The 15,792-nt window shown below is 39.2% G+C and carries 13 protein-coding genes; 1 reads left to right on the top strand and 12 read right to left on the bottom strand.

Annotated features, from left to right (window positions below; translation table 11 throughout):
• Positions 1 to 200 precede the first annotated feature (200 nt).
• From ACLIJJ_RS18310 to ACLIJJ_RS18270, 9 genes are all read right to left on the bottom strand, one after another.
• On the bottom strand, positions 201 to 1,019 hold the full coding sequence (locus tag ACLIJJ_RS18310) for a MetQ/NlpA family ABC transporter substrate-binding protein (RefSeq protein ID WP_233316254.1): 819 nt from the start codon (positions 1,017 to 1,019) through the stop codon (positions 201 to 203).
• A gap of 157 nt (positions 1,020 to 1,176) precedes the next feature.
• Positions 1,177 to 2,373, bottom strand: a complete 1,197-nt coding sequence (locus tag ACLIJJ_RS18305) for a 3D domain-containing protein (protein WP_411411447.1) — start codon at positions 2,371 to 2,373, stop codon at positions 1,177 to 1,179.
• A 172-nt stretch (positions 2,374 to 2,545) separates the two neighbouring features.
• The gene (locus tag ACLIJJ_RS18300; RefSeq protein ID WP_237940646.1) at positions 2,546 to 4,345 is read right to left on the bottom strand and encodes a methyl-accepting chemotaxis protein; all 1,800 of its coding nucleotides are present in this window, start codon (positions 4,343 to 4,345) and stop codon (positions 2,546 to 2,548) included.
• A gap of 139 nt (positions 4,346 to 4,484) precedes the next feature.
• The gene (gene phoU / locus ACLIJJ_RS18295) at positions 4,485 to 5,144 is read right to left on the bottom strand and encodes a phosphate signaling complex protein PhoU (protein WP_411411446.1); all 660 of its coding nucleotides are present in this window, start codon (positions 5,142 to 5,144) and stop codon (positions 4,485 to 4,487) included.
• Between the two features lie 15 nt (positions 5,145 to 5,159).
• On the bottom strand, positions 5,160 to 5,933 hold the full coding sequence (pstB, locus tag ACLIJJ_RS18290; RefSeq protein ID WP_233316250.1) for a phosphate ABC transporter ATP-binding protein PstB: 774 nt from the start codon (positions 5,931 to 5,933) through the stop codon (positions 5,160 to 5,162).
• Between the two features lie 11 nt (positions 5,934 to 5,944).
• Positions 5,945 to 6,772 (bottom strand): phosphate ABC transporter ATP-binding protein PstB, encoded by an 828-nt coding sequence (pstB, locus tag ACLIJJ_RS18285; protein ID WP_233316249.1) that lies wholly within the window; start codon positions 6,770 to 6,772, stop codon positions 5,945 to 5,947.
• An 18-nt stretch (positions 6,773 to 6,790) separates the two neighbouring features.
• Positions 6,791 to 7,678, bottom strand: coding sequence for a phosphate ABC transporter permease PstA (pstA, locus tag ACLIJJ_RS18280; RefSeq protein WP_233316248.1), 888 nt, complete (start codon positions 7,676 to 7,678; stop codon positions 6,791 to 6,793).
• Positions 7,678 to 8,601, bottom strand: coding sequence for a phosphate ABC transporter permease subunit PstC (gene pstC, locus ACLIJJ_RS18275; protein ID WP_233316247.1), 924 nt, complete (start codon positions 8,599 to 8,601; stop codon positions 7,678 to 7,680). The genes pstA and pstC overlap by 1 nt, the downstream gene beginning before the upstream one ends.
• Before the next feature lie 74 nt (positions 8,602 to 8,675).
• The gene (locus ACLIJJ_RS18270) at positions 8,676 to 9,581 is read right to left on the bottom strand and encodes a phosphate ABC transporter substrate-binding protein (RefSeq protein WP_233316246.1); all 906 of its coding nucleotides are present in this window, start codon (positions 9,579 to 9,581) and stop codon (positions 8,676 to 8,678) included.
• A gap of 286 nt (positions 9,582 to 9,867) precedes the next feature.
• Here ACLIJJ_RS18270 and ACLIJJ_RS18265 point away from each other — a divergent pair, with 286 nt between their 5' ends.
• Positions 9,868 to 10,632 carry an IclR family transcriptional regulator gene (locus tag ACLIJJ_RS18265; RefSeq protein WP_237940642.1) on the top strand — a complete coding sequence of 255 codons (765 nt, stop codon included), beginning with the start codon at positions 9,868 to 9,870 and terminating at the stop codon, positions 10,630 to 10,632.
• 57 nt (positions 10,633 to 10,689) lie between these two features.
• On the opposite strand, the gene ACLIJJ_RS18260 is transcribed toward ACLIJJ_RS18265, so the two are convergent.
• The 3 genes from ACLIJJ_RS18260 to ACLIJJ_RS18250 all read right to left on the bottom strand — a co-directional run bounded on the left by ACLIJJ_RS18260 (position 10,690) and on the right by ACLIJJ_RS18250 (position 15,792).
• Positions 10,690 to 11,637 carry a sugar kinase gene (locus ACLIJJ_RS18260; RefSeq protein WP_411411481.1) on the bottom strand — a complete coding sequence of 316 codons (948 nt, stop codon included), beginning with the start codon at positions 11,635 to 11,637 and terminating at the stop codon, positions 10,690 to 10,692.
• 41 nt (positions 11,638 to 11,678) lie between these two features.
• Positions 11,679 to 12,668, bottom strand: coding sequence for a 2-keto-3-deoxygluconate transporter (gene kdgT, locus ACLIJJ_RS18255; RefSeq protein ID WP_233316243.1), 990 nt, complete (start codon positions 12,666 to 12,668; stop codon positions 11,679 to 11,681).
• Positions 12,669 to 13,182: 514 nt separating this feature from the next.
• Entirely contained in the window at positions 13,183 to 15,792 is a 2,610-nt protein-coding gene (locus ACLIJJ_RS18250) for a glycoside hydrolase family 38 N-terminal domain-containing protein (RefSeq protein WP_341074786.1), read from the bottom strand.

The following is a 15,792-nucleotide window of genomic DNA, read 5'->3' as shown; positions in this document are numbered from 1 at the left end:
AGACACACTGCTTTTTTAATTAACCTATAGTCTTCAAAGCTTCACAAACTTGTTATGAAAAGTTGATAGTTTTGTCATAGTTTCTTCATAATTAGAGGGTACAATAAGAATATGTTAAGACACTAACTCTTTTTCAAGTTCCCCCTTGAAATAGATATATTTGAAATCCAGCTAAGTAATTAGCTGGATCTTTTTTTGTATTAGAATGCTGGCAACGCTGAATCTTTATAGTCTTCCTCTAAGAATTTCTTCACTTCAGGTCCAGTCATTTTTTCTGCTAGAAGCTTGATTGCTTCAGAATCGGCATTATCCTCTCGTGCTACGAGCGTGATGGCAAACGCAGACTCTACTCCTTCTGTTAATAGAGCGTCTTTGTTCGGCTTTAAGCCTAGCGGTTCTGCATAAGCAGGCGTCATGATTGTAAGATCTGTATCTTCATAGACACGTGCCAGCATAAGTAAGTCTACTTTTTTGATTTCAAAGTTATGTTTATTTTCAGCGATATCTGCTTCTGTTGCAGTCGTACTAGTTGCACCATCTTTTAACTTAATCAGCCCGTATTTGTCCATAAGCGCAAGAGATCTGCTGATATTTGTCGGGTCATTCGCAATTGCAACAGTAGCTCCATCCGGGAGGTCTTCCAATGATTTATACTTAGGAGAATATCCTCCATATACTGCATGGTAGATTGGCTGTACTGCTACTAAATCTGCATTTGAGTTTTGATTGTACTGCTCCATATAAGGAACATGCTGAAAGAAGTTAGCATCGACCTCTTTGTTTTGCAGGGCATTATTTGGTTGAACATTATCGTTAAGAACAACAATCTCCAAATTAATGCCTTCCTCTTTCATCAGCGGCTTTGCTATTTCCAATATGTCTGTCATCGGAGGAATTAAGGAAGCCACTTTAAGTGTCTGTTCCTTTTTCTCTTCCTTTGGCTCTTCTTTATCTGCATTGCTTGCGCATCCTGCAAGGCATAGGACACTAAACAAAATAAACATCATGATTTTTTTCATTTATATACCCCTCTGTCTTTCTCCATTATTTTCTGGCTCCATGACCAGAAGTAATTATAGCATGAATCAGTTATTTTTGAGAATAATTCTCAAATATTCCTAAATTTCATACAAAGACAAAAAAGGTGCAAAGCGCGAGCTTTGCACCTGAACTTTATTAGTCAAGGATTTTCACTTTTACTGTTTTTCGGCCCCAGGCCTTCGCTTTTTTGTTGTTAGGCATGAGAACATCAATTTTGTGACCTTTAATGGCACCGCCAGTGTCACCTGCAATTGCTTCTCCATAGCCTTCAACCCATACTTTAGTGCCTAGTGGAATAACAGACGGGTCAACCGCAATCAGCTTCATGTTCGCATTCTTTTTAATGTTATACCCTAGCGCAGTATAATCAGACTTCGTGCTCTCATGGCTGTACGCTGTTGCAGAGACATAGATTGTCTTTGAACTGCTGCTTTCTTCTTTTGAAGAAGAACTTGAATTGTTTTTACCTTTTGATTTTGATGCAGATGAAGAGGAAGATTTCGGCGCCTCCGTTGTTTCAGCAGAAACTGCTGTTTGCTGCTGTACAATCGCTTTTTTGCGAGCCTCAGCCTCTTGTTGCTGCTTCTTAATTGATTCTTCGGCTTTCTTCAATTCTGCTTGAATTGCTACCTTTTCTGACTCCGCAATCTCAATTTCTTTCGAGATGCTTTCGTATTCCTTATTAGCCTTCTCTACAGCTGCCTGTCTTTTTTCGAGATTCTCTTCTAGAGCTGCTTGATTTTCAGCTAAAGACTCATAACTCTCCTGCAGTTCTGCTTCTTTTGCATCAATATCCTTTTTCTCTGCTTCAATCGTCTCAAGATCCTGCTGCTGCTGTTCCAGAAGGTCTTTATCTCCATTATAGAAAGCTGATACAGCTGCTGCACGATCTAAGAAATCGGATAAATCTTGAGCATTAAGTATAACTTCCATAATTATGTTTGTTTTATCTGTGTTTTGTAAGGTTACGAGTCTATCTTTCATAACATCCTTACGTTCTAATACTTTATCTTCTAAAACAACTATCTGTTCTTTCTTCTCTTCTATCTTTTGTTTCGTTTCTTCTATCTTGCTTTCGATGCTTGAAATCTCATTTTTACTTGCCTCTAATTGGCTTTCTGTAGATTTCAGCTCGTCTTGAACAGCTTGAAGCTCTTTTGATGCCTGCTGCTGTTCTTGCTCTTTTTCGTCGAGCAATTTATCTTTCTCTTCTAGTTTGCTTTTACCATTTGTAAGTGTTTCTTGACTCGTTTCTGCATGTGCCATCAATGTAGTTGAAAAGAATGAAGCACATATTAATGATAAAACCATCATCTTTTTTATCAGACTCATCTTAAAACCCCTTTCCATTAAGTTATAACATATGAAAGGGGGTGTTAAATTACAATTCTATTAAATTCGCAAGTCAATTCCTTTAAAAAACGCTTACATGCTAGAACATACTGCTATAAATGGGTTTAATTCCTATTAAAAATACTACTATTTACCAAGCTGCCTAGTTAGATTACATCTTAAAATTCTTAACAAGGGCAGATAGATTATTAGCTTCTGACAGCATCTTATTCGTCCTCGCAAAGATATGTTCAAGCTCAGAATCCTGCTCCTGAAGCGATCCAGACGAAGAAACTGCTCCTGCAGCAAAGGTTTGGGAGGCTTCTGCAGCTTCTTCCACGCCCGCTTTTATCTCCTTTGAGCCAGCCATTAAGTCTGCGAGTGTGTTGGATATTACAGCAATGTTACAAACCATGTCTTCTACCTCTGATTTGATCGTTTCAAGCCCTTCGCCAGTTTTCCTTATTTTCGCCGTTCCATCCTCTAATTCTTGGAAACCGTCCTTAAGAGAGCGAGAAACTGCTTCAGAAACATTTTGCACAGCTATTACAGTACTGTTTATTTCTACTAACGAATCTTCCACTTGATTGGCGAGTTTTCTGACCTCATTTGCGACTACCGCAAAACCCCTGCCTGCCTCACCAGCTCTAGCTGCCTCAATTGCCGCATTTAATGCTAATAGATTGGTTTGAGCCGCAATCCCTTTAATGGACTCAACAAGTGTATGAATATTTCTTGTCTTTTCTTCCATTCCCAGCACTTCTTCATATGTGTTTCTGATCATTTCATAAACAATATTCGTCTGTTTAATAGATTCCTTCATCGATTCATGGCCGCTCCGTGTCACAGAGAGTACTTTTGCTGAGCCTTCGTTCACCATTGCTCCATTATCTGCTGCCACTCCTAGCTGGGTATTAAAAGAATTATATGCAGCGATCAGCTGGCCTGTCCCTTCTCCCTGTTTTTCTGCACTGACTGACAGTGCTGCCATCGTTTCAGAAATTTGCTGACTGGAATGTTTCACATTGGATGAACTGTGAGCAAGCTCCTCACTGTTCTTATGGACAGAGACAGCTGCAGTTCCAATGCCATTCACCATTTTCCTTAAGCTGTCAACCATACCGCTGATTGCCTTCTCCAGCTGGCCTATTTCATCCTTGCCATCATAAGTGGACACATCCTCCTCCAAGTCACCTTGTGCGACCCGTTTGGCCCTTCCTACAATCCTTGCCAAGTTGTTTTTAAGTGACCGGGATACAAAGAAGACAAACACGCCGCTGAAAATCGCAGACAAAGCTGCGGCGCCGATTATCAGCCAAACAAACAGCGTCATACTTTGCTCCATATTCTGCATCGTATTATTCCTGTCTGCTTCCACATCCTGGATTAAATCCTGAAGTGTTGCTGCATTTTCCTCGCGAAGCTGAGCTATTTCCATCCTCGCATCTGTATATATCTGTTCATCGAGCCTGACAACAGCAGGTGCGACAACACTGATGAACAGCTCATCAATTCGTTTATTATTTACCTCTATTTTCTTTGTCAGCTGCTGCTGTTCCTTATTGTCCAATGTCTCATTTAAGCTTTCTAGCGATACATTTAGTTCATTCCGAAGTTCCCGATAGCTTTTAATATCATCTTCTTTTAAGAAGGTGATATAGTCTGCAATCCGAATATCCTTTGCTCTGATAAGTGAGCCTATCTCCTCAATTGCTGCCGCCTTTTCGCCTTGATTCTTAATATCGACTGTTTTTGCCCAAACCATGTTGAGCAGGAAAATGACAATAACAGTTGTAGCAAAGAAAAGAATGGCATTAAAACCGAACAGTAAATAAAGCTTTGAACGGATTTGAATGTCTTTCCATTTAAAGATGTTTTTCACCTTTTCAAGACTTTTTTTCTTAAACCATGCCCGCTTGGCAGTATTACTTTTTTTCTTAGTTTTCAGCTTCCATTTCCATTTACCAGACATGACTTTCCTCCTGCAAATAATGATAAATAAGACAAAATACCCACTTACCAATATGCAGGATTTAGCGCTCATTATCTACAAATTTACAGAAATTTTACACATTAATTACATAAAAAAAACCAGCAGAAAACTCTGCTGATTAATTATTCAAATCGTATCTTTTTCCTGTCACTAAATAGATGACATTCTCGGCAATATTTGTGACATGGTCACCGATTCTTTCAATATATCTGCAAACAAATGCTAGCTGTGTTACCTGCTTTGTTTCAGACGGATTTTGACGGATATAGCCCATTAATTCTTGGATGAGTCTGCCGTACATAGCATCAATTTCGTCATCCTTTTCTGCGCTTGCTTTGGCAATAACCGTATCCTCTGTATAGAATGCTGTCAAGGATTCTCTCAGCATATTTAAAGCCTTCTCCATCATTTGCGGGATTTCTACTATGTCTTTAATATGCTGCTCCTTGCCAATATGAATCGTTGATTTGGCGATGTTAACAGCCATGTCGGCAATCCGCTCGACTTCAGACGAAATTTTGAGGGCAACAATAATCTTTCTTAAATCTGTTGCTACAGGTGATTCTTTTGCGATTAACAAGATTGCCTGATCATTGATTTTATTTTCCATCTCATCAATCTTGTTATCTCCTTCTATCACTTCTTCCGCCTTTTGCAAATCTTGGTTAATCAAGGATGCCATTGCTTTCTTTAAGGCATATTCCGATTCCTCTGCCATATCTAAAAGGCTTTGCTTCAATTCTTTAAGATTGCTGTCAAAATTCGTCCTAGTGTTCATTCATCGCACCCCAATTTATCCGAAACGTCCGGAAATATAGTCTTCAGTTCTTTGGTCAGCTGGTCTTGAGAAAATTTTAGATGTTTCATCAATCTCAACAAGCTCTCCCATTAAGAAAAACGCCGTCTTGTCAGATACACGTGCTGCCTGCTGCATATTATGTGTAACAACAACAATTGTATATTTTTCTTTCAGTTCAAGCATCAGCTCTTCTATCTTCAATGTTGAAATCGGGTCAAGTGCAGATGTCGGCTCATCCATCAACAGCACATCCGGCTTTGTCGCAAGAGCTCTTGCGATACAAAGGCGCTGCTGCTGTCCACCAGATAGCCCCATAGCAGGACTATGCAGACGGTCTTTTACCTCATCCCAAAGTGCAACGTCACGAAGTGATTTTTCCACAATCTCTTCTAATGCTTTTTTTCGTTTTTCACCGTGAATCTTCGGACCATAAGCCACATTTTCAAATATGGACTGCGGAAATGGATTTCCCTTTTGGAACACCATTCCGACATTTTTACGAAGATCGACGAGGTCGATTTTTTTATTGATGATATTTTTGTTCTTATAGTTGATTTCCCCAGACATCTTAACACTCGGTACCATGTTAATCATCAAGTTTAACGTTTTGATGAATGTTGATTTTCCGCAGCCGGAAGGACCGATAATAGCTGTAACCTCATTACGGTTTATTGGAAAATTGATATTTTTTAATGCATGGTGGTCACCATACCAAAGGTTTAAGTCATTTATTTCAAATACAGGTGCTTGCGCAACAACAGTTGACATGATAGTCCTCCTTATCCAAATCGGCCGGAAATATATTCTTCTGTCTTTTTAACAGATGGGTTAGTAAAGATCTTTTCTGTCGCGTCAAATTCAATTAAATCTCCGCTCAAGAAGAAAGCTGTCTTATCCGAAATCCTCGAAGCCTGCCCCATGTTATGCGTAACGATAAGAATGGAGTATTCCTTCTTCAATTCTACAATCAGCTCCTCGACCTTCGCATTTGAAATAGGGTCAAGAGCAGAAGAAGGTTCATCAAGAAGCATAAGCGATGGTTTCATAGCAATTGTACGGGCGATGCATAACCGTTGCTGCTGTCCGCCTGACAATGATAAAGCAGATTTATGAAGTCTGTCTTTTACTTCATCCCAAAGTGCTGCTTTCGTCAAACTTTCTTCAACAATAACATCCAGTTCACTTTTTTTCTTAACACCAGAGAATTTCAAGGCATGAGCGATATTTTCATAGATTGATTTCGGGAATGGATTCGGCTTTTGGAATACCATTCCGATCTCTTTTCTTAAGGCAACAACATCAATATTATCGCCAAGGATATTTAAGCCTTCGTACAGGATTTCTCCCTTTGCTTTAGCACCAGGGATAAGGTCGTTCATTCTGTTAATACTGCGAAGGAATGTCGACTTACCACAGCCAGAAGGTCCAATTAGTGCTGTGATTGAATTTTTTTCAATATCCATTGAAATTGTATTTACTGCACGTTTTTCTCCATAATATATGTCTAAATCCTTCACTTGAAGGATTAACTCTTTATTTGTAACTGACGTTTCAGAAATCTGTTCTCTGTTAAGGACGGCAGTTCTTGGCAATGTACTTGTATTCATTTTCATCATCCTTAATCGTTATTTAGATGCTGTAAGTTTCCGATGGATTAAACTTCCGATTATACGAGCACCTAGGTTAAAAATCAGCACAGACAGAATCAATACAGCGGACGCACCGTTTGCGATATCCTCAACGTCTGGAATCAGCCCTTGTGTATTAACAGACCAGATATGAACAGCTAAGGTTTCTGCAGGTCTGAAAATATTTAGTGGTGAGTTTTCAACGAATGGATTCCAGTTTGCATAATCCAGTCTTGGTGTTGATAATCCAGATGTAAATAATAGAGCAGCTGCTTCTCCGAACACTCTTCCTGAAGCAAGAATAGCGCCTGTTAGAATAGATGGAAATGCCGTTGGTAACAGAATCGTTTTAATTGTATGCCAATGTGTAATTCCTAATGCAAGACTAGCCTCTTTTTGATCACGCGGTACAGAACGTAGTGCATCTTCACTTACACGTACCATAACAGGCAGGTTGAACACTGTTAGTGCCAACGCACCACCAAGGATTGAATAGCCCCATCCAGTTAAGTTAACAAACATTAATAGACCGAACATACCAATAACAATAGAAGGAAGTGATGCAAGCACCTCGATACAAGTACGAATTGTATTTGTTACTCGACCTGGTTTTGCATACTCTGCCATATAGATTCCGCCGCCAACCCCAAGCGGAACAGTGATTAACATTGTGATAAACAAAATATAAAATGAATTGAATAATTGATCTCTGATTCCGCCCCCTGCACGAACATTACTGGAAGGATTAGTCAGGAAATCAAGAGAGATGTGGCTGACGCCATTAAACAAAATATATGAAAACAATCCGACAAGTACGGATACAATAACAATAGCTATCGCAACAAAAACACTGGTTGCGATACGATCTGCAACTCTGCTGTTCATTAAATTTTCCTCCTAGATGACAGATAACGGATTAGCAAGATAAATGCGAATGACATAATTAGTAGAATCAGACCCATTGACCATAAAGTATTGTTTTCAATACTTCCATATGTTGTATGACCCATATTCAATGTAATGATTGTTGTCAATGTTCCGGCTGGATCTAAGATGCTTTCAGGAATAATTCTTGTGTTTCCAATAACCATTTGAACTGCTAAAGCTTCTCCAAACGCTCTTGCCATACCTAGAACAACTGCTGTTAAAAGAGATGGAAGGGCCGCTGGAACAAGCACTTTCCTGATTGTTTGCCATCTTGTTGCACCAAGTGCATAAGATCCTTCTCGCAATGATTTAGGCAATGTTGCCATCGCATCTGTTGCAATAGTCGTAACTGTCGGCAGGATCATGATTGCTAAAACTATTGTTCCAGACAATAAGCTGAAACCTAGTCCGCCTACATGCTCTCTGATAAAAGGCACCAATACTGTAAGCCCTATGAACCCATAAACAACGGAAGGAATACCAACTAGCAATTCAATTACCGGTTGAAGTATCTTCTTCCCCCATGACGGAGCGATTTCTGTCATGAAAATAGCTCCTCCAATTCCAAGTGGTGCTGCAACTAGTGCCGCAAGCATTGTTACAGCGAAAGAACCAAAGATAAAAGGCAGCGCCCCATACATCGGGCTTTCTGGATCGGTAGGATTCCAATTTGTACTGGTTAAGAACTCAATCGGACTTACACCGTTTTTAATGAAAGACTGTAAACCTTTTGTACTTAGGAAAATTGTGATTGCAATTGTTGCAGAAATCATAATAATTGCACATAATGTTACTAAAACTCTACCCCGTACCTCACCATTAAGCCTTGTTTTATTAGATTTAATTAATCTTTCCCTAACAGGAAGTGATGACTTTTCCATAATTTTTGAAGCACCCCTAATTTACGTCATAATGGGGCTAACGCCAACTTGGCATTGCCCCCTACTTATTTCGTTTATTTTTGATTTCCTTCAGCGTCACGCTCTACGTCCATGTCGCCACCAGGAATGTAACCTTGATCTTCAATCAATTGCTTTTGCTCATCAGCAGCCATGTAGTCAAGGAACGCTTTAGCAAGTCCAGTAGGTTCACCTTTTGTATAAGCATGTTGGTAAGCCCAAACTGGGAATTTACCAGATTTTACGTTTTCATCTGTAGCTTCTACACCGTCAATTGCAAGTGGTGTTACAGTGTCATCAGTGAAGTAAGAAAGTGCAAGGTAACCTACAGCTCCTTCTGTTTCAGAGATGATTTTCTTAACTGTGTTTGAAGAGTCTTCTGTAACTCCTTCAGCAGGTGTAGCGCCGTCTAATGCATATTTATTGAAAGTAGCACGTGTACCAGAAGAATCAGGACGGTTTACTAGAGTGATTTTTTGATCAGCTCCGCCAAGGTCTTTCCAGTTAGTGATTTCACCTGTAAATACTTTAATTAAATCTTCTTTAGTTATATCTTTAACTCCAGCAGATGGGTTAACAGCAGCTGTCATACCAACTACAGCAACTTTGTGGTCAACTAGCTCATCAGCAGGAATTCCTTCTTTTTCTTCAGCGAAAACGTCAGAGTTTCCAATATCAACGGAACCTTCAGAAACTTGTGATAAGCCTGTACCAGAACCACCAGCATTAACTTGGATATCAACTTCTGGATTCTCAGCCATAAACTCTTCAGCAGCAGCTGCTACCAATGGTTGCATTGCAGATGAACCTGAAATTGTCAAAGTGCCTGACAGTGCTTCTTCTTCTGAACCATTATCATCATTGTTAGATCCACTTGTGTCGTTATTTCCTCCGCATGCAGCAATGAACGCCATTAGTGCTGCAACTAGCAGAAGCAGGCTTAGCTTTTTCAAACTTTTCATTTCTTTAATTCCCCCTAAGGATATGTTGGATTTGTCCTACAAGAATTAGAATAAGGGAAAACTATTAATGCTGTTTGAATCATTTGTAAAGGTTTTGTAAAGGCGGGTTTTTTGTACATATTTGTCGAAAAAGTGGTTATAGACCTATTTTTATAGTAGGAAAAACCTAAAATATATCCCTGTTTCCGTCATTTTTACTGCTAATCCGTTAATTTACAAAAGATTGGATGTGGCGTAATATAGATTTAAATGGTCCTATTCCGACTTAGATGAAGAGGTAAAAACTATGTCAAACGTTCAATCACTTGAAAGAGCATTAACCATCTTAAACAAACTGGCTGAATATCCAGACGGACTTCAAATCGCCCGGCTGTCTGAACAGGTTGGACTCTCCAAAAGCACTGTGCACCGGCTCTTAGCAACATTGACAAACATGAACTATGTGGAAAAGAATGCAGATACGGACAAATATAAATTAGGTTTGCAGACACTGTTTCTCGCTAGGAACTTCTTAAACAGCAATACCCTCGTCCAAACAGCAAGGCCTTTTCTTTCTAAATTGTCAAATGAAGTAAACGAAACAATCCATCTATGTATTAAAGATCGCGAAGAAGTCCTTTATGTGGACAAGATTGAAAGCACTCAAACAATCCGTATGTTTTCCCGTATCGGCAGCAGGGCGCCAATGTACTGTACAGCGGTCGGCAAGGTACTGTTATCAGGGCTTGATTCTGATATCCAGGAAGAACTGCTGTCCAAAATCGAATTCATCAGCAAGACACCTGCCACTATTACTTCAAAGGAAAGTCTTCGAGAAGAAATTGAAAAGGTGAAATTGCAAGGTTTTGCACTGGATAATATCGAAAATGAAAAAGACTTACGCTGTATTGCCGCTCCTATTTACAATCATGAAGGCAACATTATCGCAAGCTTTAGCATCTCAGGCCCTAGTACAAGGGTTACAATGGATGCTGTTAATGACATCTTGGTTGATAAAGTAAAGCAATACAGTACAGAAATTTCCCGGCACTTCGGCTGGATCAGCTCATAAACATAAAAAAAGAGCAAGGATTGCCTATCAAGGCATTCCATTGCTCTTTTTTTATGTTTATCTGTTTAATTTAAGTTCCATAAAGGCATTCAGATTTTCCCTGTCCGGCAGTCCATCATTATCTCCAGGGGACATCACGGCAAGTGCGCCGATGGCTGTACCTCTTATAATGGCTTCTTCCAAAGGCAGATTTTCCAGCAATGCACTTGTAACCCCAACCGCAAATCCATCGCCTGCCCCTACCGTATCAATCACCTTGCTGACCTTAAAGCCTTTTGTATAGAAACTCTTATCTAATGAGCTTGTAAAAGCACCTTGAGGTCCGAGTTTAATGACTACTGTCTTTACTCCAGCATCATGATAGAATTGGGCTATTCCCTCTGGCGTTTCTCTGCCTGTCAAAATCCTTCCCTCTTCCATTCCCGGGAAGACAATATCTGCTAGTACTGCAACGTTATTAATCACTTTAACCATCTCTTGTTTATCCGGCCAGAGAGCTGGTCTAATATTAGGATCAAACGATATCGGTACTCCTGATCGCTTAGCATTTTGTGCCAATTCATAAACCAACTCCCGGCAGCTTGGAGATAAAGCGGGAGGAATGCCTGTTAAATGCAGATGATCGAAATCCTCAAACTGCAAGGAGCTGATTGATTGAATATCCATATTTGAGGCTGCTGAGTTTTTTCTTAAAGAGAACACCTCTGGATCTCCCTTAACAACCTTTTGCTTCCATTGCATACCTGTAACATGCTTATCATCATAGGAAACAAAACTAGTATCAATATTGTTCTTTTCTAAAAATGTTTGAATATTTTTACCAAACGGATCATTTCCAAGCTTAGTTATATAAGTTACTTGATGACCTAGCCGAGCCATTCCAATTGAAAAGTTTACTTCTGCGCCTGCTACAAACCGACTAAATTTCTCTGCTTCCTCCAACAGCCCCTCATACTCTGCAGCAAAAAGGGCCATCGGTTCACCTACAGTGACAATCCTGCTCATCATTCACCAACTCCTTCTATATATATAGGAAGAAACTGCTCCTAAATTGCCCGTGAGTCCAAGCCGCTACCGCTGCTTGTTTTATTTTTCTTTTGCATATATTTATACCAGGAAGCAGTCAATATCGGCACTAGGATAGACGTAACAATTACAGATGCAGCGACCAGTGCCGTTGCAGACTGGGCAATTGGCATAAATTCAGGCTTCATGCTAGCAATAATCATCGGGTTAGCAACCGCTGCTCCAGCAGTACTTGATGCAGCAATTCCGGCCGTTCCGTTTCCTCCGCCAATATATTTGTCAGCCAGCATTAACGGAATGCCTGTAACAACAATGACAAGAATGCCTAGTAAAATACCGGCAAAGCCAGTTTTCACAATAACGCCAAGATCAATCGTATTACCTAACGCAAATCCAAAGAACGGAATCATCGTATGTGTAGCTTTGCTGAAAAAATTTCTGAAATCAGAATCTAGATTACCTAAAATAAACCCAATCAAAAATGGAAGCACCGCTCCGACGAATGCCTGAGGCTCAAACGCTATTCCTGTTGAACCAAGAATAAGCATCGTCACAAGAGGACCGGATTCCAGCGACATCAAAACAAATGCCCCAGCCTCCTCCTTTGTTCCATATTGCTGCATCATCGACGCGTATAAACCACCATTTGTCATATCCATCGCCGCAACAAGTGTCAGAATCGAAAACCCGGCAAAAAAGCCTGTCTGCACTCCGCCTTCCGGCAAAAATGCTCCGGCCACAAGGGCAACAATCCATGCAACCCCAATCTTTGTCACCAGCAGCGTTCCTGATTTCCGCAAAACTACTCCTGTCGACTTTAAATTAATCCCTGCCCCCATGCAGAAAAACCAAACAGCAAGAATGGGAATTGTACCTGTCATCAGCCCATTCGTAAATGAACCGAAATACTCTCCTGATTTTGGTGCAAACGTATGAATAATAGCTCCTAAAAACAACGGAACCAGCATTAGGCCCCCTGGAATCTTCTCAATCGACTTCATGATTTTCATTCGGCATCCTTACCTTTCCATATAGGTAATTAAGCAATCGAAAAAGACGCTGCATATAATATAAGTAATTATGTAGTCTAATAGCTTATACAGTTCTGTAAAAGGATTTTAGTCCTTTCCAAATACCATTAAACGCGTCATCCAATTCTTCTTGCTTGTTTAGTATTTAACGATAGATAAAGCCAGAAAAACATTACTGCTAAAGTCATACTGCTGCTTTTCAATAGTTGGAATACGCTTACATTTTTAATGGTAAAAAATAATTTCTCTATCCATCACCTCTTTTAGCGTTCCACTATGTGGTACGTTGTTCCATAATATAATTATAGCGCTTACATATTTATATTTCAATAATCTGGCAAAATAAAGTGGAAATTCGACAAAAAAAACAATATCTGTTTTCGGTGATATTGTTTTTTCATATATGAGATTTTTTTCAGAGTTAATGAATTGGTCTAATTGTTAAAGTTAAACTCTCTCCAATGGCATAAACTATGCTTTTCACTTTAAATGTTTACAGCCAAAGTTTAAGAGTCAACATATCATATGGAGGAATAATATACTCATCCTCTTCTAGTAATTCTTCAATACAATTTACTTTAGCTATCTTTGTAAAACTTGTAAATTTATAGTCGGTTAGACGTTTAAATTTATCTGTTGGGTTTTTCAACCTTAATAAAAATGCATTATCTTCATACAGAGACGGGGACAAACTGCTGAAATGATTGTCTTTAGGTACTTCCAATAATGAAAAAGCATAGGATAGCTGTTGTCCTTGTTCACGAGGCTGAAGCTTATTATCGAGACGATGAATAAACTTATTTAGTGTTTGAGATTGATAGCTTATATGCTCTACAGTGTAGTCCTCCCAACACTTTGCAGTAGATTCCTCATCATACTTATCTTCTGCAATTCGAAAAGCAAAGTTAAATTGGTGTGTTCCAATCAGTTCTGCTTTTGGGGTTGGAATCATTACATGCCCTTTTTTTGTTGTATCTCCAGAAGCACGTCCAGGTCTATAAAGTAGGTCCGGTTTCCCTAGCTGACTTGTCGATGCAAATAATGTCAGGTAAAAACTATCTTCAATAAATTGATATTCCTTCATCCCCTTGCTGAACACAGTGAAATGGTATTCGTTGCTCTCCACTGCTACAGAAGCATCGTAAGGTTCTATATCTGTTGGGATTTCCACATATTCATTTTCCCAGTCTACTGGATCACCGTTTAAAACTGGACGATTAATGAAACCGAAGGGCACCGATGAGATTGTTTCTTTTGCCTTTATATTTGTGTTAATTTTTGCACGCAACCGATGGGTATATACTTGATTGTCTACTATACATACGCACTCAACCCGATCTACGTCTTTCAGCAAGCTAATTTGCAACTTAATAGAAAGCGTACCTGTTCTACCATTTTCTTTGAGTCTCTCTTTTAAATTTAGTGGTAAATGAAAAGTACCTTCTAATGTCATCATTTCCATAAGTGAAGATTTCCTAACTTTTTTAAGTTCTAATGAAAGCAGTTTTGGTATATCGCCTTTCAACGGAGAGAAGTCATAAGTATCTCCATCATTTGCACAGTCTTCAAACTCTATAAAGTTGTCGATAGTTTTACCAAAATGAGTAGTTAGCTTGAGTTGGTCCTCTTCGAAGAAAATTTTGCAATATTTATTAGCAATAGACGTATCACTAGATGATTCCAACTCTAATAGTGAATGATTAGAGTTTTCGTATTTAATGACACGATAGCCCATACTTGGTAGCTCAATAGGAGCTAGCACCCTCAGCATGTAGTAAGGTTCTTCCTGTATATACCTTGGTCCTTTCGGTGTTTCTAAGAGGATGTTACTCCTACCTTCATAATAGATTGCCTCTAGTATAACAGCATCCTCACAGTCCACTAGTTTAATATTTTTTGAAGGACTCATAAATTCTATGATTCTTAAACCACTAAATGGAAAAGGTGTTGTATTAACAATCAATAACTCTTGTTCGGTTAACTGCATTTGTTCAGATAATCGCTTCTTAATCATATTTTCGATGCCGTCAGCAATTTCGTTTGCTTCTTTCATGCGATGAAGTACATCAGTTGCTACATCATCTGATATGCATCCTCCCATACTGTCATGCGCATGGCCCTCAAGTAACTTTTTCCAAGCTACTGAAAGTAATTTTTCTCCAATATGAATTCCCTTTGCCCTAGCAATAGCCATCATGGGTTCAACACGGTACAGAAGCTTTTGCTCCAGCAAAAAGCTATTAAGCTTAATATCATATCTTACTGAACCTATCGACTTATGCACACGGGATTCGCAAGGTTCTCTAAGTTCACCGATGTATAGTTTCAGATTTTTTTGTTGCCTGAGGTATTCAAGAAAATGTGCATATGTGCTTACTTCATAGCAGTCTTTCGTTTGTTTATTTATAGTTGTTAATTTCTGAGGCAAATCTTGAATAATATCCAGTTGGTCTCCGCCTGACGCCATTATAATCTCATCACTGTCCGTTAATTGCTTTAGTTTATTTGTAACTGGAACTAGTCTCTTTGCAATATACTCATCTGTATCCTGAAGATGTGCCGCTGCACCATACCCGTCTACTAAATTAACAGCAATTATTTCTTGGCCTCCAAGACCCTGCCATTTAAAATAGGGTCCAATAGCATGTTTTTTAAAATTAATACCTCTCCAAAAAACAATGTTGTCTATGCCACAATTCTTTAAAATAGTAGGCATTTGTGCGTTAAATCCAAATGTATCTGGCAAATAGCCTACGTTCATGTATCCCCCATACTTCAGACTGTCTCTAATACCAATAGTTAGATTTCGGATAATAGACTCTGCATTTACAAAAAAAGCATCTGTCTGCGTATACCATGGGCCAATAGCTAATCGTCCCTGCTTTATAAAGGATTTAATTTGTTTGGCACGCTCAGGCTTTAATCTTACATAATCATCTAAAATAGACGTTTGCCCATCCAAACAGAACATTGCATCCTGATTATTGTTTAGCTCATCTAGAACATGTGTAAAACAACTCTCACTTAACACTAAAGCATCTGCTGTTGTAAAATACCATTCCCGATCCCAATGAGTATGGTTAACGATATGAACTTTACTCAT

It is taken from the genome of Niallia laureatilytica, assembly GCF_046613985.1.
GTDB lineage: Bacteria > Bacillota > Bacilli > Bacillales > Cytobacillaceae > Niallia.
This window is presented reverse-complemented; position numbering and strand designations above follow the sequence as displayed.